This window comes from [Mycobacterium] manitobense, from assembly GCF_025821665.1.
Lineage (GTDB): Bacteria > Actinomycetota > Actinomycetes > Mycobacteriales > Mycobacteriaceae > Mycobacterium > Mycobacterium arseniciresistens.
On record NZ_JACKSJ010000182.1, the window covers coordinates 48,316 to 72,722 of the forward strand.

24 protein-coding genes, 1 tRNA gene and 1 pseudogene are annotated in these 24,407 nt (G+C 67.4%); 7 read left to right on the plus strand and 19 right to left on the minus strand.

Annotated elements, in window-relative coordinates; genetic code table 11:
- The first annotated feature begins 125 nt into the window (after positions 1 to 125).
- On the plus strand, positions 126 to 623 hold the full coding sequence (locus H7I41_RS20980; RefSeq protein WP_264014545.1) for an SRPBCC family protein: 498 nt from the start codon (positions 126 to 128) through the stop codon (positions 621 to 623).
- 201 nt (positions 624 to 824) lie between these two features.
- Positions 825 to 1,175, plus strand: coding sequence for a hypothetical protein (locus H7I41_RS20985; protein ID WP_264014546.1), 351 nt, complete (start codon positions 825 to 827; stop codon positions 1,173 to 1,175).
- 15 nt (positions 1,176 to 1,190) lie between these two features.
- Here the strand turns inward: H7I41_RS20985 and H7I41_RS20990 are convergent, their stop codons facing one another.
- Positions 1,191 to 1,922 (minus strand): SDR family oxidoreductase, encoded by a 732-nt coding sequence (locus H7I41_RS20990; RefSeq protein ID WP_264014547.1) that lies wholly within the window; start codon positions 1,920 to 1,922, stop codon positions 1,191 to 1,193.
- Between the two features lie 95 nt (positions 1,923 to 2,017).
- Here H7I41_RS20990 and H7I41_RS20995 point away from each other — a divergent pair, with 95 nt between their 5' ends.
- Positions 2,018 to 2,584, plus strand: coding sequence for a TetR/AcrR family transcriptional regulator (locus H7I41_RS20995; protein ID WP_264014548.1), 567 nt, complete (start codon positions 2,018 to 2,020; stop codon positions 2,582 to 2,584).
- Here the strand turns inward: H7I41_RS20995 and H7I41_RS21000 are convergent.
- Positions 2,581 to 3,984, minus strand: coding sequence for a DUF1254 domain-containing protein (locus H7I41_RS21000; protein ID WP_264014549.1), 1,404 nt, complete (start codon positions 3,982 to 3,984; stop codon positions 2,581 to 2,583). The genes H7I41_RS20995 and H7I41_RS21000 overlap by 4 nt on opposite strands.
- A 112-nt stretch (positions 3,985 to 4,096) precedes the next feature.
- On the opposite strand from H7I41_RS21000, the gene H7I41_RS21005 reads away from it, so the two are divergent.
- Positions 4,097 to 5,443, plus strand: a complete 1,347-nt coding sequence (locus H7I41_RS21005; protein WP_264014550.1) for a DUF1214 domain-containing protein — start codon at positions 4,097 to 4,099, stop codon at positions 5,441 to 5,443.
- 17 nt (positions 5,444 to 5,460) lie between these two features.
- Here the strand turns inward: H7I41_RS21005 and H7I41_RS21010 are convergent.
- The 4 genes and pseudogenes from H7I41_RS21010 to H7I41_RS21025 all read right to left on the minus strand — a co-directional run.
- A pseudogene (locus tag H7I41_RS21010) lies at positions 5,461 to 5,955 on the minus strand (cytochrome P450); the annotation flags it as partial.
- 55 nt (positions 5,956 to 6,010) lie between these two features.
- A complete protein-coding gene (locus H7I41_RS21015; RefSeq protein WP_264014551.1) occupies positions 6,011 to 6,796 on the minus strand; it encodes a bestrophin-like domain in 786 nt (261 codons plus the stop codon).
- 129 nt (positions 6,797 to 6,925) lie between these two features.
- Positions 6,926 to 7,717, minus strand: coding sequence for an enoyl-CoA hydratase/isomerase family protein (locus H7I41_RS21020; protein ID WP_372503775.1), 792 nt, complete (start codon positions 7,715 to 7,717; stop codon positions 6,926 to 6,928).
- 62 nt (positions 7,718 to 7,779) lie between these two features.
- Positions 7,780 to 8,154, minus strand: a complete 375-nt coding sequence (locus tag H7I41_RS21025; protein WP_264014553.1) for a hypothetical protein — start codon at positions 8,152 to 8,154, stop codon at positions 7,780 to 7,782.
- A 124-nt stretch (positions 8,155 to 8,278) separates the two neighbouring features.
- Between H7I41_RS21025 and H7I41_RS21030 the strand changes: the two genes are divergently transcribed.
- On the plus strand, positions 8,279 to 8,869 hold the full coding sequence (locus H7I41_RS21030; protein WP_264014554.1) for a DUF2165 domain-containing protein: 591 nt from the start codon (positions 8,279 to 8,281) through the stop codon (positions 8,867 to 8,869).
- A gap of 9 nt (positions 8,870 to 8,878) precedes the next feature.
- Here the strand turns inward: H7I41_RS21030 and H7I41_RS21035 are convergent, their stop codons facing one another.
- The 3 genes from H7I41_RS21035 to H7I41_RS21045 all read right to left on the minus strand — a co-directional run bounded on the left by H7I41_RS21035 (position 8,879) and on the right by H7I41_RS21045 (position 14,322).
- Entirely contained in the window at positions 8,879 to 12,217 is a 3,339-nt protein-coding gene (locus H7I41_RS21035; protein WP_264014555.1) for a tandem-95 repeat protein, read from the minus strand.
- A gap of 315 nt (positions 12,218 to 12,532) precedes the next feature.
- On the minus strand, positions 12,533 to 13,324 hold the full coding sequence (locus H7I41_RS21040; RefSeq protein WP_264014556.1) for an SDR family NAD(P)-dependent oxidoreductase: 792 nt from the start codon (positions 13,322 to 13,324) through the stop codon (positions 12,533 to 12,535).
- Between the two features lie 71 nt (positions 13,325 to 13,395).
- Positions 13,396 to 14,322, minus strand: coding sequence for an alpha/beta hydrolase (locus H7I41_RS21045; RefSeq protein ID WP_264014557.1), 927 nt, complete (start codon positions 14,320 to 14,322; stop codon positions 13,396 to 13,398).
- 105 nt (positions 14,323 to 14,427) lie between these two features.
- Here H7I41_RS21045 and H7I41_RS21050 point away from each other — a divergent pair, with 105 nt between their 5' ends.
- Positions 14,428 to 14,988: a TetR/AcrR family transcriptional regulator gene (locus H7I41_RS21050; protein ID WP_264014558.1), complete on the plus strand. Its 561-nt coding sequence runs from the start codon at positions 14,428 to 14,430 to the stop codon at positions 14,986 to 14,988.
- An 80-nt stretch (positions 14,989 to 15,068) separates the two neighbouring features.
- Here H7I41_RS21050 and H7I41_RS21055 read toward each other — a convergent pair.
- Positions 15,069 to 15,145 (minus strand) — tRNA-Pro (locus H7I41_RS21055).
- A 66-nt stretch (positions 15,146 to 15,211) separates the two neighbouring features.
- Complete coding sequence (locus H7I41_RS21060; RefSeq protein ID WP_264014559.1) at positions 15,212 to 16,210, minus strand: hypothetical protein; 999 nt, start codon at positions 16,208 to 16,210, stop codon at positions 15,212 to 15,214.
- A 31-nt stretch (positions 16,211 to 16,241) separates the two neighbouring features.
- Between H7I41_RS21060 and H7I41_RS21065 the strand changes: the two genes are divergently transcribed.
- The gene (locus H7I41_RS21065) at positions 16,242 to 17,735 is read left to right on the plus strand and encodes a cryptochrome/photolyase family protein (RefSeq protein WP_264014560.1); all 1,494 of its coding nucleotides are present in this window, start codon (positions 16,242 to 16,244) and stop codon (positions 17,733 to 17,735) included.
- A 1-nt stretch (position 17,736) separates the two neighbouring features.
- Here H7I41_RS21065 and H7I41_RS21070 read toward each other — a convergent pair whose 3' ends face one another.
- From H7I41_RS21070 to H7I41_RS21105, 8 genes are all read right to left on the minus strand, one after another.
- The gene (locus tag H7I41_RS21070; protein ID WP_264014561.1) at positions 17,737 to 18,321 is read right to left on the minus strand and encodes a rhodanese-like domain-containing protein; all 585 of its coding nucleotides are present in this window, start codon (positions 18,319 to 18,321) and stop codon (positions 17,737 to 17,739) included.
- Positions 18,322 to 18,394: 73 nt separating this feature from the next.
- Entirely contained in the window at positions 18,395 to 19,759 is a 1,365-nt protein-coding gene (locus tag H7I41_RS21075) for an MBL fold metallo-hydrolase (protein ID WP_264014571.1), read from the minus strand.
- A 31-nt stretch (positions 19,760 to 19,790) separates the two neighbouring features.
- Positions 19,791 to 20,330 (minus strand): CAP domain-containing protein, encoded by a 540-nt coding sequence (locus tag H7I41_RS21080; RefSeq protein WP_264014562.1) that lies wholly within the window; start codon positions 20,328 to 20,330, stop codon positions 19,791 to 19,793.
- On the minus strand, positions 20,282 to 20,632 hold the full coding sequence (locus tag H7I41_RS21085; RefSeq protein WP_264014572.1) for a DUF732 domain-containing protein: 351 nt from the start codon (positions 20,630 to 20,632) through the stop codon (positions 20,282 to 20,284). Before H7I41_RS21085 ends, H7I41_RS21080 begins: the two co-directional genes overlap by 49 nt.
- The gene (locus H7I41_RS21090; RefSeq protein ID WP_264014563.1) at positions 20,632 to 21,237 is read right to left on the minus strand and encodes an Rv1363c family protein; all 606 of its coding nucleotides are present in this window, start codon (positions 21,235 to 21,237) and stop codon (positions 20,632 to 20,634) included. The genes H7I41_RS21085 and H7I41_RS21090 overlap by 1 nt, the downstream gene beginning before the upstream one ends.
- A 30-nt stretch (positions 21,238 to 21,267) precedes the next feature.
- The gene (locus H7I41_RS21095; protein ID WP_264014564.1) at positions 21,268 to 21,792 is read right to left on the minus strand and encodes an Rv1363c family protein; all 525 of its coding nucleotides are present in this window, start codon (positions 21,790 to 21,792) and stop codon (positions 21,268 to 21,270) included.
- A complete protein-coding gene (locus H7I41_RS21100; protein ID WP_264014565.1) occupies positions 21,759 to 23,243 on the minus strand; it encodes an MCE family protein in 1,485 nt (494 codons plus the stop codon). Before H7I41_RS21100 ends, H7I41_RS21095 begins: the two co-directional genes overlap by 34 nt.
- A 2-nt stretch (positions 23,244 to 23,245) precedes the next feature.
- The gene (locus tag H7I41_RS21105; protein WP_372503777.1) at positions 23,246 to 24,367 is read right to left on the minus strand and encodes an MCE family protein; all 1,122 of its coding nucleotides are present in this window, start codon (positions 24,365 to 24,367) and stop codon (positions 23,246 to 23,248) included.
- Positions 24,368 to 24,407 lie beyond the last annotated feature (40 nt).

A 24,407-nucleotide genomic window follows, 5' to 3' on the forward strand; every position in this document is an offset into this window, starting at 1 on the left:
GTCGCGGCCGGCAGCCAGCGCGTTCAGTCGCTGAGAGCTGAGCCCACCCAGAAGCTGTACACGAAAGTCGCGCATTGCGGTCGATGCTTCGATGGATTTCCTCGCCTCTGGTAGTCGGTATGGGCATGACTGAAGAGTGCATCGCAGCGGGCATCACGATCGATGCCGCGGCGGAGACCGTGTTCGACGTGCTGGCCGATCCGGCGGCTCATGTGGCGATAGGTCGCGGCGGAGGGGTGCGGCACGCTGTCGACGGCGAACGCCTGATCGCGGCCGGCCAGATCTTCCGGATGGGGATGTACCACGACGGCCATCCGAACAAGAACTACGAGATGTCGAACCGGGTGGAGGTGTTCGACCGGCCGCGCGCCATCGCCTGGCAGCCCGGGGCCGAACCCCGCCACATCCCCGGCCGCGGAACCGACGACGGCCCCGTCGAGTGGGGCGGGTGGATCTGGCGCTACGACCTCGAGGCGGTCACCGCCGACCGGACCGACGTCACGTTGAGCTACGACTGGTCTCAGGTGCCGCTGGAGAACCGCGACATCGAGTTCCCACCGTTCGGCCCCGAGCATCTGGACACTTCTTTGAAGAATCTGGCGGAGCTGGCGGAGCGGGCGTGAGAATTTGCGGGTCGGCCGGGTAGCACGATGTGTAACTGCCGCTCAAGATCATCAGCACACAGCCGCGGCAACGCTGTGAGCAGCCACATCACCCGAGACAACGCAATGTATCCCGACGCGTTGATTGCGTTGACAAGCACCCCGTGCCGCGCTTGCTGTCTCGCGTGGTGGATGGACGGCGATCGCCGCTAGGGTCATCGCGTGCGCAAACCCTCCACCGTCGTGGCATCGGCCTTGGCGGCCGGCGTCGCCGCTTTCCTGCTCGCGGCGCCGATCGCCAACGCCGATCCGCCGCCGCCCTGCCCTCCGGACGACCAGCAGTGCCAGGAGCAGCAGAAGAATCCGGGCGCGGGTATCGCCAACGAGGTCATCGACAACGTCCAGCAGGGCGTCGATCAGGCGAACGAGGCGCTGAACCCGAAACCCAGTGCCGGCCCGGGCATCATGGTGCTCAAGAACGGGGTGCCGTGGTGCATGGCCTTCGGCCAGCCGATCCCGCCCGGTGCCGTCATCGACAAGATCCACCCCAGCGGGATGACGTCCTACTGCTGAGACCGCGGGTCGCTGTCAGACCGTGACGGCTGCGAGCGCCTCGGCGAGATGGGCGTTGAGCTCCTCGGCGCTGCCGCTCAGGCGGGCCTTGACGTCCCTGGAGTCCTCGTCGGCGAGCACCTCGAAGGCGCCTGCGGCGACGCCGTCGTACGCCTGCCCCACCACGCTCGCCGGACTGCTCTTCGGTACCTCGAAGCGGGCCACCATCGCGGTGTCGATCATCCCGACGATCAGCCCGGTGACGCTGGTCCGTTGCGACGCCAGTTCGGCCCGTAGCGCATTGGTGGCCGACCACATCGCGGCCTTGGATGCCGCGTAGGCCGTCGGCATCGGGATCCAGGCGGCCAGTGACAGCACGTTCAGCAGGGCGCCGCCGCCGTTGGCGGCCAGCACCGGCGCGAACGCCTTGGCGACGCGCAGATTGCCGAAGTAGTTGGTCTCGAAGATCCGGCGCGCGACGTCCTCGTCGCCGGTCAGGATGGAGAAATCCTCCTCGGGTGCGACGGCTGCGTTGTTCACCAGGAGGTCCGCGTCCGTCGCGGCCGCCGCAGCCTGGGCGACGGAGACCGTGTCGGTCAGGTCGAGCCGCAACGGCACCACGCGGTCGTCGCTCCAGTCCCGCGGCGTCCGGGCGGTGGCGTAGACCCGTCGCGCCCCGCGTTCGAGTGCCTGTCGTACGAATTCACCGCCGAGACCGCCGTTCGCTCCGGTGATCAGCACCGTCCGACCCTCGAGTTGCTCCGTCATCGTGACTCCCGCCGTAGTGTGTGTAAGTGGGGTATGTCCCCACCTAGACAAGTGGGGAGCATCCCCAGTTATTCCTCGAAGCGGAGGTCGAATCGGTGGCCACAGTGTCGCGTCCGCTCCGCGCCGACGCCCGCCGCAACCGCGAGGCGATACTGCGCGCTGCTAGAGCGGCGTTCGACACCGACGGGATCTTCGCCCCCATCGACGGCATCGCCACCGCCGCCAACGTCGGCAATGCCACCCTGTACCGCAACTTCCCCACTCGGGACGACCTGCTGGCCGCGGTGATCGAGGACAGCGTGGCGGACCTGCTGGCCGAGGCCGTCGGATTCGAACGCGATCGGTCGGTCGATGATGCGCTGCGCGAGTGGCTTTTTCGGCTCGCGTGGCGGCTCCGCATCTGGCACGACCTGCCGACCTGCATCGCCGGCGCAGCGGACGCCGCCGATTCGCCGGTCAAGGACGTCAACACGAGGCTGACCGACCGCACCCGCGACTTCCTGGAGCGGGCCCGTGACCACGGGTCGGCGTCGGCTTCCGTCACCGCCGAGGAACTGTTCGAACTCGTCACGGCGGTGTCCTGGGCCATCGATCGCTTCGGCGACAAGCCGAAGCGCGCGCGGCGCCGGGTGGCGCTGGCGACCGCCGGGGTGTTCCGCTAGTCGAGACCGATCCGGCCGGCGGCCGTGATGTCGCCGAGCCGCCAACTGCGATCGAAGTAGGCCTCGAGCGGTCCGTAGAGCCGGAAGTAGGCGAACCAGTGCTGATCCGGAATGGTTTGTATCCAGTTGGCCTCGTGTTGCGCAGGTTCGTTGGGGCCGAAGTACAGGTCCACCGATCCGTCGTCGTTGTAGGCGAGCTCGGGATCGCGCGACCCTCGGTCGCCGCGCTGCTGCGGGTTGTCGATCAGGCAGCGAGTCTGCGCCGAGTACACCGTGGCCGACCAGAAGAGCTTGGCGGGCGGGTTGGCGGTTATGTGCAGGGTGTAGTCGTTACCGCCGTCGAGCCACTGCCCTGCGCTGTCGGTGTAGCAACTCAGATATGCCTGCCCCACTCCCGGGGTCTGGCTCTTCATCGCAGCGGAGAAGCTCACGGCCTCGTAGAACCACGCTGCGCGTTCCAGGAGTTGGTCGTAGTGGGTAGTGCGCTGGCTGGAATCGTCGAGCGCCAACACGAGATCCCAGCGGCGGTCAGGCCAGTAGCGCGAGCCCGGGAACCGCTTGGCGAAGGTGTTGGCCTGAGCTATCAACTCGCCGGCATCGGCGGCAGCGGTCAGGATGTCGGTGAGCCGCTCGCCGGGCGCGAAAGCCTTTCCCTTCTCGATGCCGATTTGGGCGAGCATGGCGAGGTAGAACCGGTCGCGTTCGTCGACGATCTCTCGTTGGTAGACGTCGTGCAACCGCTCCCAGTACTGCAAGCCTCGCGGTTGGTCGCCGGACCAGGGCCGCCCGTCGGGTGATATCAGCCGCGTCGGCGCGGCGCCCAACGGGTCGGCGAAGGGATAGATCTTTACGCCTTCGACGAGTGCCTGCGCGCGGTCCGGGTCCGGATCGAGGGTACGGAACCCGAACATGATGTTCATCCCGCTGGCATGGTGCAGTCGGAGATCGTCGGTGTGCTCAGGTGTTTCGGCGCCCGGCGGGAGCACGAGGTGCCTGCCGCCTGCGCCGCGTTCCGGTCCCATCTCGCCGAGGACGGCGATCTCGCGTTGCCAGAAGTCGGAGATTCCACCGGCGGTATGCCCGGCCGGCAACTCGATCACGAGCGGTCCGGTCGCACCGAGATCAAAGAAGCCCAGGATGTAGGGGGTGGTCGCATTGGCGGTGATGAGCCCGAGCTTGTCGCGATAGGTCCGGTAGGCCACGAGGTCGAAGGCACCCGCGCCGAACACCGAGGTATGCACCCGCTGCCATTGCGCGTACGACACCAGCGGGAGCGCCCACAGGTAGGCCTGACAGGCCATCTGATAGTCCAACTCGTCGAAGATCAGCGGCAGGTCTTCGCGCCGCGGCAATTCACGGTCGCGTCCGACTGCCCCCAGCCGTCCGGGGAGTTCACTCATGACCGTCACCCCTCTTCCATGTTCGCACCTCGACGGTATTGCCCAGGGCGGGTTGACTGAAGCCCCGGGGGCGACCCACGAGGCAGAGACGGCGCTCAGGAAGGCGATACCGATGACCATGACGCGCACCGAATTGCACGAGCGAACCCTCTATCGCCGCGCGGTGGAGGCTGCGATCTGGGGGATGCCGGCGGTCAACTACGACAGGATGCTGCAGGCCCTGGTGCGGGACGCCCATGGCGGCGGGAACCAGATCGTGTACTGGTCTCGGCTGCTGGACTGGAAGAACCAGACGCTGACGCCGAACCCGGACGCCGTCTACCTGATGCCGTTCTACGACACCACCGACGGCCCGGTCGTCCTGGAGATACCGGCGGCCGGGGAGGGCTCGATCACCGGCTCGGTCGACGACGCGTGGCAGTGCGCGCTGGAGGACGTCGGCCAGGCCGGCATCGACGCGGGCAAAGGCGGCAAATTCCTCATCCTCCCGCCCGGATATCAGGATGACATTCCCGACGGGTACATCGCGTTGAGGTCCTCGACGTACTCCGGATACGCGATCCTGCGCTCCAATCTCGGCGGCGGCACCGCTGCCGACATCGCGGATGCCGTGGCCTACGGCCGGACGGTGAAGTTCTATCCGCTCGAGAAGGTGCGTGACGACCCGCAGACGACGTTCGTCGATGCCGCGGACGTCCTGTTCGATGCCGCCATTCCCTATGACGCCGAATTTTTCGAGTCCCTCGACCGGCGCGTGCAGGCCGAACCGTGGCTGACCCGCGACAAAGCGATGATCGATATCTGCCGGTCGATCGGCATTGTCAAGGGTCAGCCCTTCGCGCCCGACCAAGCGACCGAACAAGTACTGGCCGGCGCCATGCAGGAGGTGCGCGCCTGGCTCGACGACAAATACGAAAGGGTCTACACGACACCCTTCTTCGCCGAGACCCGATGGGCGCTTCCTGCCTCACCCGACCTGATCGAAGCCAGTACGAACAATTACGGCAATCCCGGGGTCTACCCCATCGATGATCGGGCCATGAGTTACTCGATCGCGTTCTTCAGCGCGAAACGGCTCGGCACCGGGCAGTTCTATCTGATGGCCGTCAGAGATGCCGACGGCAACCCGCTGGACGGATCGTCGACATACCGGCTCACGGTGCCCGCACATGTTCCGGTCACCCTGTACTGGTCGGCCACGGCCTACAACCGGGCAACCCACACCCTCATTCACGACGTGCCCTGGGCCAGCCGCTCGTCACACACGCCGGAGTTGCGGTCCAACGCCGACGGCTCCGTCGAGCTCGCGTTCGGACCCATTCCGCCCGATGGTGGGCAGGGCAACTGGATTCCCACCCGCAGCGGCGAGCAGTTCGAGGTCCTCTGCCGCTTCTACGGGCCGACACCACCGTTGTTCGACAAGACCTGGACGCTGCCCGACATCCGACCCGTCAGGTGAGCGGTATTCCCATCGCATCAAGCGAACTCGAGTTCGAGGTGTTCGAGGCGCCGCACGAGCAGGCTCGGCAGCCATCGCGCCGTTTCCGCCGCTTGGATGAGGGTGGTTCGCTCCAGCAGCTGACGGAGCACGAGGGCGGCACCGACGCAGAGATGCGCACCCTTGCCGAACGCGATGTGCCGCTCGCCGACAACGCGATCGAGTCGAAACGATTGCGGATCATCGAAATGTGATGGGTCCCGGTGGCAGCGCCCCACAGGAGGATCAGGCGTGACCCGGCCGGACGGTCGACCCGCCCAACGTGGTGTCGCTTACGACGTGGCGGTAGTGCGCGCGGACCGGCGGTTCGAAGCGCAGCACCTCTTCCAGGAAGGCGCCGAACGATTCCGGTCGGTCCCGCACCTGCTGCTGAATGTCCGGGTGCGTGGCCAACACACAAGCAGCGGAACCGATCACGATACGGTGGATTCGCCGCCGGCACTGAACAGCGTGATCATCATGACCTGCGCGGTGCAAGCACAATCCGTTCGAGGCCAAGGCGGTGCGACGTCGAGTCGAGGGCGTTGCCTAACTCCCCCGATCCACGGTGTCGAAGATCGTCAGCGCGTCTGCGAACGGCGCCGGCGTGACTCCCAGGTCGCGGCCGAACGGCCGGTCGAGCCAGAACACGATGAACAGCAGAAGCCCGAGTAGTACCGCAACAGAACCGGACAGCAGCAGGTGGACTCGCCGGTTTTCCAGTCGCGAGAAAGTCATCAGGGCGACGAGCAGCATGCCGCCGAACAGAAGCCCGACCCAGAGCAACCCGGGTATTCGCGGCCGAGCGTCGAGGAACCGGGCGTTACGGTCCGAGGCGAGGGTGGCCAATTGCTTGAGGAATTCGCCGTCGAGGGGTCGCGACGCCTCATCGGCCGTTTGATTACCCAGTATTCGGTACATGTCGGTGATCGCCGAGCGGGCCACCTCGTTGCCGTCGCCCTCGTACTGGCTGTCCCACTCGGCGTCGACAGCCATCGTGTAGTCGCGCAGTGCGTCGCGAAGTTGACTTTGTTTCGGGCCCGACATCCCGACGGTCTGCCGGTACATCGTCGTGAGCGTCGAGGCCTCGTTGCTCACCGTCGCCTCGGCCGACGAGAACTGCTCCCAAGCCACGACGACCGTGAAGCCCAGGAGCGCGCCGTAGACCAGAGCGACGGTGGTCAGGAAGGGCGAAAGCGATGTGTTGGTGTCGCCGTCATTCCGGCGGTCCGCCGTGCGGTTGGCCAGCCAGATACCGAAAACCGCGAGCGCGACCGACGCCGCGACCACCGCGATCAGGAACAGCCACAATCCGGGAAGACCCATCCCCGCCATCGGCCACCTCCCCGGAATCGGGGCAAGAACGCCTGGTGAACGTTACTCCGAAAGACGGGGTCGCTCGCGAAATCGCTGATGCCGAATGACCGTGCCGGTCGGCCGAAGACGGGGTCAGGCGCGAACCAATCAGCGTCCGCCGAAGGTGGCGTGGCCGGGTCCGGCGTCGAGGAAGCTCACGACCGCGTCCTGCAGGTCTTCAGTGGCGAATAAGGCGCCGGACACCTCGGGGGTGACCCCGTCGGCATGGTGAACACCGCCCGATCGCCACGCCGCGATGATCTCCTTGGTCGCCGCATTCGCCTTGGTCGGTCCGTCCGCGAGGCGCACGGTGAGTGCGCGAGCCGCGGCGTCGACGTCGTCGTGAACGGCGTTCACCACGCCCCAGTCGGCCATGGTCGCGGCGTCGTAGAGGTCGCCCGTCATGACGAGCTCCCGCGCGCGGCCGGAGCCGGCCCGTTCCGCGAGCCGCTGCGGTCCGCCCATCGACGGCGTCAAGCCCACTACGATCTCGACCAATCCGAACTTCGCCTTCGGCGCCGCCAGGATGATGTCGCAGCCGAGCGCGATCTCGAACGCCGCCGTCAAAGTGAGCCCGTGCGCTGCGTACACCACTGGGCACGGCAGCTGCTCGAGAGGATGGATCACTTCGGCGAACAGTCGACGCCACAGGTCCGCGCCCTGTTCCGCGGTCAACCCCTGGAAGACATGGACGTCGACGCCCGCCGAGTTCACCTTGCCTTCGGCGCGGAGCAGTAATGCGCGTGGCGGGTTCGCGGCCACTTCCGCGATGCGGGCGACCAGAGAGTCGAACGTCGCCTGGTCGAACAGGTTCAGCGGGCCGTTGTCGAAGGTCAGCGTCACCACGTCGGCCCCCGCGGGCGTTGTGGTCGCTTCGAGCACGATCGGATTAGTCGACACGGCCCTCACAGTGCCACACCGGGTTACACGCGTTGTGTCGGTACCCGGACCGCCATCACGTCCTACTTGTCGGAGTCGTCCTTCGATTTGTCGTCCGACTCGTCGTCGGAGTCGTCATCCGACTTGTCGTCGGAGTCGTCATCCGACTTGTCGTCGGAGTCGTCATCCGAATTGTCATCCGACTTGTCGTCGGAGTCGTCATCCGACTTATCGTCGGACTCCTTCTTCTCCTTCTCGTTCTTCTTCTTTTCCGCCTTCTTCCTGGCGGCCTTCACCAACTCGAGCGCCTCATCATCGGTGCATTCTGTGCCGGCGTCTTTGAACTGCTGTTTGACGGCCTTCACCGCCTCGTCGTCGCTGACATTGAGTGGCACCTCGACGTCTTCGGGCAATTCCGCATCATCCTCGTCCGCCCGCTTGTTCAGGTCGTCGATCACGTCCGGGTCTACTTCGTCTTCCGCCATAGCGCTACCTTAGGAAGTCAGCCGGCTGTTCGTGGCCACTTCGGCTCCATGCTCCAGACACGCACGTCGATAAGCACTCTGATCGGAGAAGTCGGGCATGAAATCCTCGAAGACCATCGACGGCGCTGATCGATCGCAGCCGCGTTGGCTGGCCATGGGTAGCCCTTTCGCTGTCGGTGGAGTGCTCGTCGGACTGAACGCGCTCTTTATGCTGTTGGTCGCATTCGGGAACATCACCGATTTCGCCACCAATCAGGCGTTCGTTCAACACGTTCTGTCAATGGACACGGCGAACTTCGGTGCGCCGGCGGGGCAGAATCTCGACCCGTCGGTGATGTGGCACGCAATCGAGTCCCGGCCGCTCCAGAATGCCGCGTACATCGGCGTGATCGCGTGGGAACTCCTCGCCGGTGTGGCACTGGCAGCGGCGACCGTCTGGTGGTTCGCGCGTTCGGCGCGAAACAGGAGGCGGGCACGCGCCCTGGCGACCATCGGGCTGACGATGATCGTCGTGCTGTTCTTCGGGGGCTTCCTCGCCGTCGGCGGCGAATGGTTCCAGATGTGGCGTTCGTCAGATTGGAACGGGTCCGATGCCGCGTTCCGCAACGCCGTCATCGCGCTGTTCGCACTGCTCGTCATCCACCTGCCGGCGGCACCGGTTCACGACCTGCCTTCGACTCCCCGTTGAGGGCCGTGCTCAAACGATGATGGTGTCGGTAAGTAGCACCGTGGTCCAGTCGCCGGCGGCAACGTCGGCGTAGATCACGCCTGGCGGCGGTGCGGGGACGTTGGTCTGCCCGAGATCGTTGCGGCCGACGGCAATCACAGTGCCGTCCGAGCGCAGCAACACCGTGTGATCGAAGCCGGCTGCGATGTCGGTGTACTCCATTCCCTCCGGCAGCTCCGGGATGTCGGTCTGCCCGTAACGGGGCCAGCCGACCGCGACCACGGTGCCATCCGAGCGCAGCAGCACCGTGTGGGCGTTGCCGACAGCGGCGTCGGTGTAGATCATTCCCTCCGGCAGCTCCGGGATGTCGAGCTGCCCGTAGTCGCTGTTGCCGAAGGCGACGGCGGCGCCGTCCGATCGCAGCAGCACCGTGTGATTCGCGCCGGCGGCGATACCGGTGTACTCCTCCCCCGGTGGCAGCGCAGGGATGTCGGTCTGACCGTAAGCGTTGTCGCCCAGGGCGATCGCGGTGCCGTCCGAACGCAACAGCACCGTCTGGAAGCCGCCGGCGGCGACATCGGTGTAGAACATTCCCTCCGGCGGCTCCGGGATGGCGGTCTGCCCGTAAGCGTTGTCACCGACGGCGACCGCGGTGCCATCCGAGCGCAGCAGCACCGTGTGGAGATAGCCTGCCGCGACCTCGGTGTACGTCACGTCCGCTGGCAGCGCCGGGATCTCGCTTTGCCCCCAGCCGTTGTTTCCGACGGAGACGGCTGTGCCGTCCGAGAGCAGCAGCACCGTGTGGTAGTAGCCGCCCTCGACCTCGGCATAGGTCAACCCGTCCGGCGGTGGCGGGATGTCGGTCTGACCGGAGGCGTTGAGGCCGACCGCGACGACGGGACCGTCGTGGACTGCGGTGTCGTCGACCGGGGTGACGAAGAGGGTGACGGTAGCGGTGTTGGCGCTGGGGGTGTTGCTGAGATCGGCGACGGTGTAGGTGAATTCGGCCGGGCCGTTGTAGTCGGCAGTTGGGGTGTAGGTGACCGTGCCGTCGGGATTGAGCACCACGGTGCCGTGTGTGCCGGCGGTGCTGTTGACCGCCGCGACGTGCAGCACGTCGCCGGTGTCGGGATCGGTGTCGTTGCCGAGCAATTCGGCGGCGGTGAGCGTTCGCGAACCGTCCTCGTCGAGGGCGAAGGGTCCGTCGTCCACGGCCGTGGGCGCATCGTTTTCGGCGGTGACGTTGATGGTGACGGTGACGGTGTTGCTGTCCAAAGCGCCGTCGTTCACCTTGTAGGTGAAGGAGTCTTGGCCGGTGTAGTTGGCGGCCGGCGTGTAGGTGAATGTGCGGTCGGGGTTGAGGATGAAGGTCTGTGCGTTCGTGGGGCCGGAGACCAGGACGGCAGTCAGCGCGTCGCCGTCAGGGTCGGCGGAGTCGGCGGTCAAATTGACCGTACTGATGGAGTCCTCGGGAACGGCGATGGTGTGACCCGTAGCCACCGGCGCATCGTTGACCGCCGCCACCGTCACCGCGACGGTGCCGACATCGGTCAGCGACCCATCGGAGACGGTGTAGTCGAACGACGCCGGCCCGAAGTAGTTCGCCGTCGGAGTGAACGTCACGATCCCGTTGCTCAAGGCAACGGTGCCACCCTGGGCGTTGCCCACCGCAGTGACCGTCAACGGGCCGCCGTCGATGTCGACGTCGTTGGCGACCAAACTCGCGGCCGACACACTCAACGAGGTGTCTTCGCCAACGCTCAACGCGCCATCGTCGACGGCCACCGGGGCATCGTTGACCGGCGTCACCGTCACCGCCACGGTCCCGACATCGGTGATCTGCCCGTCGGAGACCGTGTACTCGAACGACGCCGGCCCGAAGTAGTTCGCCGTCGGAATGAACGTCACGATCCCGTTGCTCAAGGCAACGGTGCCACCCTGGGCGTTGCCCACCGCAGTGACCGTCAACGGGCCACCGTCGATGTCGACGTCGTTGGCGACCAAACTCGCGGCCGACACACTCAACGAGGTGTCCTCGCCAACGCTCAACCCTCCATCGTCGACGGCCACCGGGGCATCGTTGACCGGCGTCACCGTCACCGCCACCGTCGTGGTCGACGCGTGCCCGCCGCCGGAGAACAATCCGGCGAAGCCGTGCAGATGCCAGGGGCTGGCCTCATCCGAGACGGTGTAGCTGAAACTGTCGTTGCCGGCGAAGTCGGCGTCCGGGGTGTAGGTGAAGGTCCCGTCGGGATTCAACGCCACAACGCCGTGGGCGGGTTGGGTGTAGTCGGTCACCGTCAACGTGTCACCGGGAAAGGTGCCGGGGGTGGAGTTCACATCGAGGTCGATGTCGTTGCCCAACACCGGAAATGTCGTCGGGAAGCCCTCGGAGGTGGTGACCACATCAGTAACCGCGGTCGGCGACTGATTGAAGAACGTGCGCTGCAGTTCGCGCTGCACCCACCCCAACATCACGAACAACATCACCGGCGGCGCGGGAGTCGTGGGGCCAGGCGTGAGGACCGACGACAAGAACGCGTTCACCGCGGTGATGGCGATGTTGGCCAACACCGCCGGCGCGGCTACCGCCACTTCCCACACATTGTCGGGCTGATCGATCAACGGCGCTGGCGATGGCGTCCCCGGCGCAGCCGCAGCGGCCAGCGATGTGTCCCCGCCGGGGGCGGCAACGGTCACCGCGAACGCACTGGCCGTGAACTCGCCGGTACTCGCCGACGGCGCCACCCGGTTCTGCGGATCACGCAAGGCGGCCGCCGTGTCGGATGCCTGATCCGGTGCAGTGATGTCCGGCGACCTCGGTGTGCTCGGCACCGCCTCGCTCACGGCTAGTGGCACGTACACCGGCGGCGGGTCCACGACGGGCGACTGTGCGGCCGGCGGTGTCGGGTCCACGATGGGCGACTGTGCGGGCGGCGGTGTCGGGTCCACGATGGGCGACTGTGCGGGCGGCGGCGCAACCGGCGGTGTCGGGTCCACGACGGGCGACTGTGCGGCCGGCGGCACGTACACCGGCGGCGACCCCTCGACATTCCCTGCCAGGTCCTGGCCGCCGTTGCCGCTCACACTCTGCTGGTCGGCCCCGTCCCTGGCACCGACAACCCCCGACGGGCCGAGATCGCCGGCCGCCTCGTCACCGCCGACGTCGTCGGCGTCGACGTCGTCGTCTTCGCCGTCGTCATCGCCATCGTCGGCGTCATCGGCGTCGTCGTCATTGGGGGTGGAAGAGGCTGGGTCGCCATAACTGCCCTTGACGGACTCACGGTCCGACTCCGCACGATCTGTCGTCTTTGCCGAGTCCGGTGCGGCATGCGCCACTCCGGGAGTGGTCGCGACGGCTACACCCACACCGAGCGCCACGGCCAACGCGCCGACCCGGCCTACATAACGCGAACAACCCACAACGACGCCTCTCCGAGATACCGGTACAACGACAGCTTCGGTCAAGCTTGGCTGAGCGGTGCTGTAGCGAACCAGGGAGAACCCGAAGATCTTGATTTCCAGGCGGGATTCGCACAATTGTCCCGGTATGAGCGAACAAGCGCGGTCAGACTCTTTCACAGTAGCGCAGCCGATGGGACAAACACCGGACAACGGTCATAGGAAATTGACGGGTCCGATACCGCTCTGCGGTTGACGGGATCTTCGAGCCCGACTCTTTCCCTACTTGAACGGGTTGAAAGTGCGGCCCATCACGTACCGAATGCGTTGCGGAATGGGTCGTATCGCCGCGGCCGTGAGCTTGTTGACGGCGCCCGGGACGCACACCGGGTTGCCCTTGGTGACGGCGGCCCATCCCTCGCTGACGACAGCATCGGGCTCCTGCCACAAGAACCCGGGCAACCTGTCTGCGGCATCACGCGTACCCATGACGTCGTGGAACTCGCTGTGGGTGAAGCCGGGGCAGAGCGCGGTCACGTGGATGCCGTGCGGCTTGAGCTCCATGTCGAGGGACTGGGACACGTCGAGCACATAGGCCTTGATCCCGGTGTACAGCAGACCCTCCCCGGGCGGGGCCATCGCAGCCAGTGAGGACAGGTTGACGATGCGCCCCCATCGGCGCTGCTTCATTCCCGGGATCACCCGGTGGGCGAGCTCGGTCGTGGCGGTCACCATCAGCTGGATCTCGGCGGCCACCGATTCCCACGGAGTCTCGGAGAACTTCGTGCTCGATGACAGCCCGGCGTTGTTGATGAGCACGTCGATGGGCAAGCCGATCTTCTCGGCGTGATCGATGATCGCGGCTGGAGCAGCGGCGTCGGTCAGGTCGGCGGCGAAGACCTCGGCGCGCACGCCGTGCGCCTGACGCACCTCGGCTGCCAGATCTTCGAGACGCTCGGCGCGACGCGCGACGAGCAGCACGTCGAACCCCTGGGCGGCGAGATGGCGGGCGAAGGCGGCTCCGATACCGGCGGATGCTCCGGTGATGAGGGCGGCGCGTCGATGAGTGGTCATGGGACTTTCCTCTCTCCTGATGTTGAGTCTTCGCGGCGCGACAGGCATATGCGCCGATGCGCGCAAATCGGTCAGGCCGCGGTTCGCCGCGCTCCGACGTGGCGGTCCAGGAACGCGATCTGATCGGTCACGATCTGCTCGAAGTGCGGGTCCAGGTAGGGCTCGAAGTGCGTGCAGTCATACGACCGCACCTCACCCTTCGGGATGCGCGCCGCGATCTTCTGCGCTTTCGCGTACGGGGTGACGTCGTCCTTGATGGCGAGCTGTACCAGCGTTGGGGCGGTGATCTTGGCGACGTGACGGCCCGGAGAGTAGAACGGCACCCCCAGCGCAATACGCGCGGCGACGTCGTTCTCGGCGAGCAGTTCCTCGCGGCGGTCCCCGGCCATCCGTTCCACCAGGTCTGCCGCCCCAGGGGAGGTCATCATCGCAACATCGCCCGGTCGTCCAATGGCGGCAACCCGGTAGGGCGGACGTCCCAGCCAGTCACCCACCCGGTCGCGCAGACCCGCGAGAATCAACCGCGAGACCAGCTTCGGGGATTGGGCGAACGCCGACGCTGGGCCGGTGACGTGCGGCACCTGCACGATTGCCGCGGCGAGGTCGTGGTCGTGGCTGGCCAGTACCAGGACGTGCCCGCCGCCGAAGGAGGAACCCCAGCCCACGACCCGGGTGTTGTCGACACCGTCGAGCCGGCGGGCGTAGGCGATGGCGGCGCGCCAGTCGGCATGCTGTCGACCGATGTCGAGGACGCGGCGGGGCTGTCCTCCGCTGGCCCCCCAGTGCCGGTAGTCGAACACCAGCGCCGCGTATCCGGCCTGGGCGAACCGTGCGGCGTAGGCGTCCAGCCGCAGTTCGCGGAACGCAGCGAAGCCGTGGGCCAGCACGACGATCGGCGGATTCTCGACGCCATCGGGCCGGTACAGCCACGCCGCGCAGGGTGTGCCGTCGGAGTCGAAGGTGACGTCGTGTCGGACGTAGCTGCGTGGATGAGTCACGAAATGTCCCTCGTCGAGTATCTTGAATAGCGTTCAACATAAGGTAGCAGTCTCTTGAACGTCATTCAAGAAGTGTGATCTGCTCGGTCGACGGAAGGACGCCACATGGCGCGCAACAAGCGTCCGCAGGCCGCCGACGAGAAGCGGGCAGAGATCGTCGCCGCAGCACGGCAGCTGTTCATCGACGCCGGCTACGACGCCACGTCGATGAGCCGACTCGCCAAGGAAGCCGGGGTGGCTCCGAACACGATCTATTGGTACTTCGGCGACAAGGACGACGTCTTGATCGCGGTCCTGGATGCCGTCATGGCTGACGTATGGCCGCAGTACCAGGAGGTTGCGAGCGACCCGATCGCGGCCCGGCTGCTCTGGGTGGCCGGGCAGCTCACGGAGATGAGTCGCCTCGTGACGACGGTGCACGCCCGGGTCGAGCACTCACCGGCCGTCGCCGAATGGCATCGAAACTTCCACGCGATCACCGGCAGCCTGTTCCGCTTCGAACTCGAGAACGCGGGAGTCTCCGCCCAGACGGTGGACGCCGAAGTGATGATCGGCATCTTCACCATCGAAGGACTTCTCATGCACCACCTGGAGGAAAGCGAGCAGCGCGCTATCTGTGACGCCCTGGCTTCGCGGTGGACTCCCACACAGTCGCACCAGAACTGAGGGCTGCGCCATCGAGCGTCTCATCACACCGATCGAGGCGGCTCCCGCTCTTGCGAAAACCGCCTCGTCTGCTCGATCTCTGGTCGGGCTGACAGGATTTGAACCTGCGACCACTTGACCCCCAGTCAAGTGCGCTACCAAGCTGCGCCACAGCCCGCGGTGCCGCCGGGATCGCCGGCAGCGATCGAGAGCCTACCGCAGGCCCGCCCGGACATCCCAACCGCTATCCGTCTTCGCCGCGGAAGCGCCGCGGCTTCGGATACCGCTCCGACCAGCCGCCGGGGTACCGCGGGCGCCAGTCGCACGTCTCGTAGTGGTCGTGCATCGTGGCATAGGCCGCCGGATAGTCCGCGACCTTCTCGAACGCCGGCAGCGGCAGTTCGACCTTGGTCCCATACGGCTCGAAGTGCACCAGGCAGAACTCCGTGCCCTTGCTGAACAGCGTCGCCCGGTTACACCTCGCACATCGGGCGATGGCCTGCAGCGGCCGCCCGTGCAGCGCGTGCCCGGCCGGGATCACCCAGGCCGCGCGCTGCCCCGCCGCGGCCGCGTCCTCCGCCGTCAACCGGGCGAACTGTGGCGGTAGGTCACCGAACGCCGGGCCGTCGGCCGTCAGCCCGTCCTGCAGCCGGTTCACCAGATACGGCAGCGCGACGTGTCCGGACCACCACTCCCGCGCCGGACCGATCCCCGGCCGCACCAGGTCGATGTCCTCGGCGGAGACGGCGGTCCCCAGCCCGACCGGGAACGCACGAACATAACCTCTGAACAGATCGCACATCCCCGCGTCGTCCTCGACCACCATCGGCCTGACGTCGCCCCGGTCCCGACGCTCCCCCACCCACGCTCCGGTCTCGTTGCGGCGCAGTGTGAAACCGGGATCGCCGTTGCCCCAGAAGATGGTCTCGTCGCGAATAGTCGCACCGAGCAGACCGACCGCGTTGAGCGTCGCCACCAGCCCGTGTGGGGTCCACGGCGCCGGGAACCGGGCCAGCAGGGCGACGCTTAGCACCGTGCGGCACGGGTACACCGTGTCGCATGCCCGGCACTCGATCGACGTGTACTTCGGACGGTGGTGCTCCAACGCTTGCGCCAGCAGGTACTGGTGCAGCCCGACCGGCTCGCCGGGCCGCTTCAGCTCGCGCAGGAACACCATCAGCAGGAAGTAGAAGTCCCTTGCCGCCTCGAGCGACCCGAACGGCGGTGCCGTCAATGTCCGCATCAGCGCATCGTAAGGACCGGCGGCCACCCCGGTGAGCACCAAAGTGCGCGGCGACACCCCGCTGTGGTTGTTCGCCGACCAACTCGGCCCGGCGATGTACGGCGGCGAGCACGCCCACCGCGAAGTGCTCCTGATCGAGTCGACCGCCGCGTTGCGCAAACGCCGCTACCACCGCCAGAAGCTGCATCTCGTGCTCTCCGCGCTCCGCCACGCCGAGCGCGACCTCGGTGACCGCGCCACCCTGATGCGGACCGACGACTACACCGATGCGCTCGAACGCTTCGACCGGCCGGTGCTCGTGTTCCAGCCGACGTCCTTCGCCGCCGAACGCTTCGTCAATCGTCTCCACGAGCAGGGCCTGGTCGCCGACGTGCTGCCCACCCCGATGTTCGCGCTGCCCCGCGCTGATTTCGAGACCTGGGCCGGCAACCGCACCCGTTTCCGGATGGAGGACTTCTACCGCGACCAGCGCCGCCGGTTCGACGTCCTGATGCAGGGCGCCGATCCGGTGGGCAACCGGTGGAACTACGACGAGGAGAACCGCGAACCACCGCCGAAGAAACAGGATCGGCTCGACGTCCCCGCGCCGTACCGTCCCCGCGAGGACGACATCGACGAGCAGGTGCGCCGCGATCTCGACGCGATGGACCTCGACACCGTCGGCGTGGACGGACCCCGCCTGTTCGCCGTCACCCCCGCCGAGGCGCAACGGGCGCTGAAACGGTTCATCGACCACCGGCTGCCGACCTTCGGCCGCTACGAGGACGCGATGATGGGCGACGACTGGGCGATGTCGCACTCGCTGCTGTCGGTGCCGCTCAACCTCGGCGTGCTGCACCCCCTGGACGCGGTGCACGCCGCCGAGCAGGCCTACCGCCGCGACGGCGCCCCGCTCGCCGCGGTCGAGGGATTCATCCGGCAGATCCTCGGCTGGCGCGAGTACATGTGGCATCTGTACTGGCACTTCGGACCCGGCTACACCCGAAACAACGTGCTCGCCGCCACGACTCCCCTGCCCGACTGGTGGCGCGACCTCGACTCCGACGCCGTCACCGCCGAATGCCTACGGCATGCGCTGATGGGCGTGCGTGACCGCGGCTGGACGCACCACATCCAGCGGCTCATGGTGCTCGGCAACCACGCACTGCAGCGCGGCTACCATCCCGCCGAACTCACCGAGTGGTTCGCGACCGCCTACGTCGACGGCTTCCGGTGGGTGATGCCCACCAACGTGGTGGGTATGAGCCAGCACGCCGACGGCGGCAGGCTGGCCACCAAGCCCTACGCCGCGGGTGGCGCCTACATCAACAAGATGAGCGACCACTGCGGCGATTGCGCCTACGACCCGAAGAAGCGGGTGGGCGAGGATGCGTGCCCGTTCACCGCCGGCTACTGGGCGTTCGTCGACCGCCACCGCGACCGGCTGGCCCGCAACAACCGCACCCGCAGGGCGGTGTCGTCGATGGAACGGCTCAACGATCTGTCCGCGGTGCTCGAGCAGGAAGCGGCGCGGAAGGACTTCTAGCTCAAGCAGTTTCGCGGAGCCGCGCCAGAAGCTCGTCGGCGTCGGTGTTCGCACCGCGGTTGTACGGCAGCTTGGACAAGGCGGTCGCCATCGCGCAGGTGTTGCTCACCGCGGCGAAGGTCAAGCCGCCCCCGATCGCGGCGGCCACCCACTTCAGCTGCGGGACCACCACACTGCCCACTACAGCGGACAGAACCACCGAACCCGCGACGAGACGCACCTGGCGTTCGAGTGCCCACTTCTGCGTTCCACGGTCGACGTCGAAACTCTTGCTCTCCCACTCGCTGAAACCGTTCGCGAGGACCCGTCCCCCGGTCAGGCCGGCGTCGCGCAGGATCGCCTGGGCCTTCGTCGCGCGCTGACCCGATTGGCACACCAGGACGACGTCCCTTTCCTCGGCGAGCAGTTCGACGACCTGAGCGTCATGCTCGTCGAGCACATCGAGGGGCACGTTGTGCGAACCGGCGATGTGCGCGGTCTCGTATTCGGCCGGCGTGCGCACGTCGAGGATCCGCGGCGGCGCGGAGGACTGGAAGCGGTCGCGCAGTTCCGACGACGTGATCGTGGCAGGGGCCGGTGCGTTCATGGTCTCACTCCTCAATTCTGCTGCGGTCTACGGCAGGCGTACCCGAGGGCGGCGTGTGATCAGACACTTCTGGTCATGGCGATTCTGAAACGGCCGACGTGGTGAGCCTCAGCCGCTCCGCACTGCCGTACTCGTCGTCGATGAGGACGACCCGGCGGTCGTCACGGTCGAGCAGTGCGGCCGCCACCGAGGCGCGGTATCCGCTGGCACAGTGGATCCACACCTCCCGGTCGGCTGGGATCTCCGCGGCGCGCTCGGTGAGTTCGTGCAGGGCGACGTTGATGGCGCCGCGCACATGGCCCTCGTCGAACTCGCCGCGCTGCCGGACGTCGACGACGGTGACGCCGTCGTCGCCGAGCACGTCGGCCAGCTCGGCGAAGTCGGCGACCCGGTAACTGCGCAGTGGCGCACCGGCGGCGAGCGCCTCGATGTCCCCGGTCGCCTGACCGGTGAGGTGGTCGACACCGATGCGCGCGAGTTCCCGCTGCGCCTCGGCGATCTGCTCGGTGTCCTCACCGATCAGGGTCAGCGCCGCGCCCCAGGTGTACAGCCAGCCGAGGTAACTGACGAACGAACCCGACAGTTCGAAGCCGAAGGTGCCGGCCAGGTGCCCGGCCGCGAACGCCGTGCGGCTGCGCAGGTCGACGACCCATTCTCCGGCGTCGATCCGGCGGCGCAGCTCCGCGGGGTCGACCGGGACGGGCGGCGTGAGGTCTGCTGCCGCGGGCCCCGCCCTGTTGATCACTCCCATGTGCGCGTAATAGGCCGGGAATGCGTCCAGGTCGGCGAGTAGACCGTCGACGAATTCCTCCTCCGCCTGGGTGAGTGCGGGATTGGTGTCGCGCTGCTCGCCGATGGTGGACGCGTCGGTGTCGGCCGGGGCGGCCGAGCAAAAACTGCCGAATCCGTGCGTGGGGTAGATCGGGGTGGCCGCGGGCAGTTGGTCCGCGAGGCGGCGCACCGAATGGTACTGCTGACGGGTCAGTTCGGCGGTGTCTTCCTCGCTCACCAGGTCGGTCCGGCCGGTGCTGCCGAGCAGCAGTGAGCCGCCGGTGAAGACGCCCAGCACGCTGCCGGATGCATCGCGCAGCACGTAACTGACGTGGTGATGGGTGTGTCCGGGGGTGAGCAGCACGTCGAGGTGGATTCCGCCGGTGTCGACGCTGTCCCCCTCACCCACCGCCCGACGCTCGAACTCGACGTCTTCGCCTGCAGGCAGCACGTATTCGGCGCCGGTCGCCTCCGCGAGCGCCAGCCCGCCGGTCACGTAGTCGTTGTGCACGTGGGTCTCGAGCACGTGGGTGATCCTGACTTCGGCCGCGGCCGCCAGCACGCGGTCGATGTCGCGTTGCGGGTCGATGACGACGGCGACGCCGCCGTCGCTCACCAGGTAGCTCCGGTCACCGAGACCGGAGGTTTCGATGATCGACACATCCAGAGTTGTCATCTCACACTTCCTCGGTTGCGGGTCACGTCTGCCGCCCGTAGACCGCGACCACGACGGAGCGGTCCAGGCTGTTCTCCGACCAGACGCCGATGGCGGTGTAGCGGCAGTCTCGCATGATGGCCAGGTCGGCTGGGTCGGAGTACCACTGGTTCACGATCTCCAATCCGTTGATCGCCAGCGCCGGGTTGATCGCCACGGTCTGCGCGACGTCGCCGGGGAACCCCGCTGCCCTGGCCCGGGATTGCACGGTCGACCCGTCGGACCCGATGTCGCCGTTGAGGTTCCGGTTCGCCAGGACGTCACGGGTGTGCCATTCGGCGGCGAGTCGCAGCGGCGGGTTGATCGTGACGTCGTTGCCGCAGCCCGCGAGGTAGTGGGTGCGGTACACGTTGGCCACGACACTGTCGTTGAGGCGGGCGTTGTCGGCACCTGCGAGGGGCATCGCCGGGGCGGCCGAAACGGCGAGGACAACAAAGCAAGCCAGCGCCGCAGCGCTCCGGAGCAACGGCCGGGTCACGGTTGCGGAGGGCGGTAGTGGGCGGCGGAGTTGCGGAGCTGCCATATCTGCGCCGGGCACAGCTCACCGGCGGCCTGGTTCACCAGGTATGCGGCCTGGTACTCGTCGGTGGAGCGGAAGTCGGCGCGGATGTCGGCGATGATCTGCGCATACGGGCGGTGGGCGGCGATCTCGTCGCAGATCCCGCGGCCGTAGGCGAGCGCGGCATCCGCGTTCGGGAAGTTGTAGCCGGGCCGCACCGTGACGTTGACGAGATAGCCGACGGCGTCCGCGCCGGCGGGCCCGGCCGTCGTCACCCCGACACCCATCACCGCCGTCGCCGCGACCACCGTGGCGACGTTGCGCATCACACCGGCTCGAACTGCGAGATGAGCCACCGGTCACTTACCTTGTCGAGCGTCACCCGCACGCTGGAGGCCGACGTGGTGGGTGGATCGGCGGCCACCGTGGTGGTCTGATCGACCAGCACCAATACCACCGCCTTGTCCGCGGTGGCCGAGACCGACGCGGCCGCCGGTATGGTCGCCGTCGCCGAGATCTGCTGCTGCTTGGCACCCGGGGCGACCACGTCGGTGATGAGCCGCGTGTATTCGTCGCGGAAGTCGCCGGTGAGCCGGTCGACCGCCGCGGTGAGCTCGGTGTCTACCGTGTCGGGGCGGTAGGACAGGATCGCCACCGTGCTGTCCTTGGCGGCCTGCACGGACTGCTCGGCTGCGGTGCGCTCTGAGCGCGTCGAATCATGTTGCCACTTGACGTAACCCAGGCCCAGTGCGGCGATCAGCGCCAGGCCGGGAAGCACACCGAAGGCGAGCAACCGGGTCCACGGGATCGCGCGACGTCGGGGTGGTCCGGCTACCGGGCCGGCCTCGTCGTCGGTGGCCTCGTCAGTGAGGTCATCGGCAGCTACGTCGGCAATGTCGTCGTGCTCCAGCGTCTCAGTGTCGACCGTCATCGCGGCCTCCTGTCGTCATCGGTCGGCGGGTCACGGCACGAACGCCACGTTCGAGATCTTCGCGCCGTCGTCTGTCTGGCGGACCGAGATCCGCATCCGCCAGCCACGCGGCTCCGCCTGGGGCACAGTCGCGCTCGTCGTCGTCATCGACACGGTGACGAGCACGTCGGCCTGATCGGCGGTACCGGACTCCAGGCCGGCTTCGGTGACGGTGCCCTCCGACGTCGACTGCATCTGCCTGACGGCATCCGTGAACGGTTGGTAGCGCTGCTGGAACTCGTCGTGGAAGTCACCGGTCGACTGGTCGAGGATGCGCTGCATCGCGGCGTCGATGTCGGTGTGGTCGACGGTGGTGAGGTTCACCGCCGCCTGGCGGGCGACCTGGACGAAGGTGTCGCGCCGGGTCTGCGCTTCACGCTCCTGGTGGTTCTGGTACCCGAACCAGCCGAGTAGACCGCCCAGCGCGGCCAGGACGACCAGCCCTGCGACGGCGGCCGTGCGCGTGTTCGACGGACGAACGGCTATCCGCTCGGCGGCGTCAGCATGTCCTGCCATGTCTTCCCTTCTGGACTCTGCGTCAGGTCGGAATTGGTGTGCACCTGGCCGTCCGGGCCGACATAGGTGCCGGTCGCCGGGTTGTACGGCGCGAAGGCGACGGGCGGCGCCGGTGATGGCGGCGCGGCGGGAGCCGGTGGCTGGTCGACTCCTGGCCACGGCACACCCGGCGGGTACTGGGGTACGCCCTGTCCGGTGACGGTCGCGTTCGGGTCGCCCTTCCAGTTGAATCCGTCGTTGAGCGGGACGTACTGCTCGTCGCTCTCGCACAACTCGACGGTCGGGGCGCGTTTGGCGGGATTGTTCTCGCACGGGATGTTGCGCACGCCGCGGACATTGAGACTCGAATCCTGCGGCACCCGGCAGTACAGCTCGCCCGCGGGCCGTTCCGGCGCGTCGACGTCCGATGCCGACCGCTGCTGCTGAACCGGGAGGAAGCCGGTGTTGCACGGCGGCGGCAGGTTGAGGTTGAGATTGAAGTCGAGGTAGATGCCCCGGTAGTCCTGCTTGGTCCCGGCGTTGGCCAGCGCGATCGCCGACATCACGGCGGTGCCCTGGGGGAACAGCACCAGCAGCTGCTCGATGTCGGCCCGGTAGGTCACCGCGATCTCGCCGAGGCTGACCATGTTGGCCAGCAGGACGGGCAGCGCGGGTGCGACCCTGTCGAAGAGCGCCCTGCCCTCGGCCAGCGCGGGACCGCCCTGGACGACCAGATCGGCGAAGGCGACGTCCTGCGCCGCGAGCTGTCCGGTGATCGACCGCATGCGCGCCGCCCAGGTGGCGATCGAATCGGCCGTCCGCACCTGCGAGTCGAACACCGGTGGGCTCTGGTCGATCAGCTGGGTGAGCGGGTCGATGGTCCGGCCGGCCTCGATCGCCAGCGAGGTCGAGCCGTCGACGATGCGGGACAGTTCGGGGCCGAGCCCGGCCACCGCGGTCGCTGCTTCGTCGACGACGGTGCGCAGATCGTCCTGCGGGATCGCTTGCAGCGCCGTGTTGGTGGCGTCCAACAGGTTTCCGATGTCGGGCGGGATCTGCGTCCGGCCGGCCGGGATGACATCGCCGTCGCGCAGCGTGCGCTGCGGCTCGCCGGGCGTGCCGGGTTCGGGGGTGAGTTCGACGAACTGTTCGCCGATGGCCGACCGGCTGTGCACCGCGGCGCTCACCTGGGCCGGAACGGGGGTGCCCGAGTCGAGTTTCAAAACGGCGCGCACACCCTCGCGGGTGACGTCGATTGCGGTGACCCGGCCGATCTCGGTGCCGCGGTAGGTGACCACTGACGTCGGGTACAGCCCGCCCGACGCGGGCAGGTCCAGCGTCACCTCGTACCGGCCAACGCCCAGCAGCGCGGGAACCTTGACGAATCCGAACGCCATGACGCTGCACGCGACGACCGTGATCGCGGCGAGGATCGCCAGTTGGGTCCACACCGTGCGGGACAGGCGCAGCATGGTCAGTACCCGCCGAAGTGGTAGGGCGCGATCAGCGGATTGGCCGCGGTGTACGGGCTGGGCATCTGGCCGATCGTGCGGCCCCACTGCAGTTCGAGTTCGGTGAGGTCGCCTTCCCACCTGGTACCGGTGAACAGGCTGCTGTCCAAACGGCTCAGCGTCAGGTCGATGACGAGGCTGATGTTGGCGAAGTCGCCGCGGAACCAGTTCGGCAGTGTGCTCTTGACCCACGGATAGGTGGACAGGAAGTCCAGGCCCTTGGTCAGCGCCGGACCGGCGTCGGCCAGCTCGCGGAATACCGGGGCGATGCTGCGCAGGTTCGCCACCAGGGCCTCACGGGTCTGGTCGATCGTCGAGGTGGCGATGGCGCTGAACTTGCCGAGCGAGTCGATGGCCTCGACCAGGTTCGCCCGCTGCTCGGCCAGTACCGACAGTGCCTTCGGGATGGTGGTCAGCGCGCGGTCGACCGTGCGGTCGTTCTCCGCGACCTGACCGGCGAGTGCGTTCAATCGTTCGGTGGCCGTGATGATGTCGTCGGTCTGCACGTTGAGCTGGCCGATGAAGACGTCGAGCTGGGTGAGCAGGCTGCGCATGACGTCCTCGCGGCCCGCGAGCGCCGTCGCGAACGCCTTGTTGATCTCCTGCAGCTCACCGAGCCCGCCGCCGTTGAGCAACACCGACACCGAGGCCAGGGTCTGTTCGGTGGTCGGGTAGGTGGCGGCCGACGACAGTGGGATCACCGAGCCGTCGTGCAGCCTGCCTTGCGGCGGGGCGTCGGTGGGCGGGGCGAGCTCGATGTGCATGGATCCGAGCAGGCTGGTCTGACCGACCTTGGCGGTCGCGTTGGCCGGGAGTTCGACGTCGCCGTCGATGCGCATGGTGACCAGTGCGTGCCAGTTCTGCACCTCGATCTTGGTGACGTTGCCGATGTTGACGTCGGCCACCCGGACCCGGGTGTTCTGCTGGATCACCACCACGTCGGGCAGCTGCGCCTGGATCGTGTAGGACCCGTCGTGGGAGCCCTCGGTGCCGGGCAGGGTGAGCGAATTCAGCCCGCGCCATTGGCATCCGGTGAGGGCGGACAGCAGCACGGCGGCCAGCGCCGCCGCGGCCGCGCCCCTCACGGGGTCCCTCCGGGTGCGGGCGGCGCCGGTGCGGGCGCTC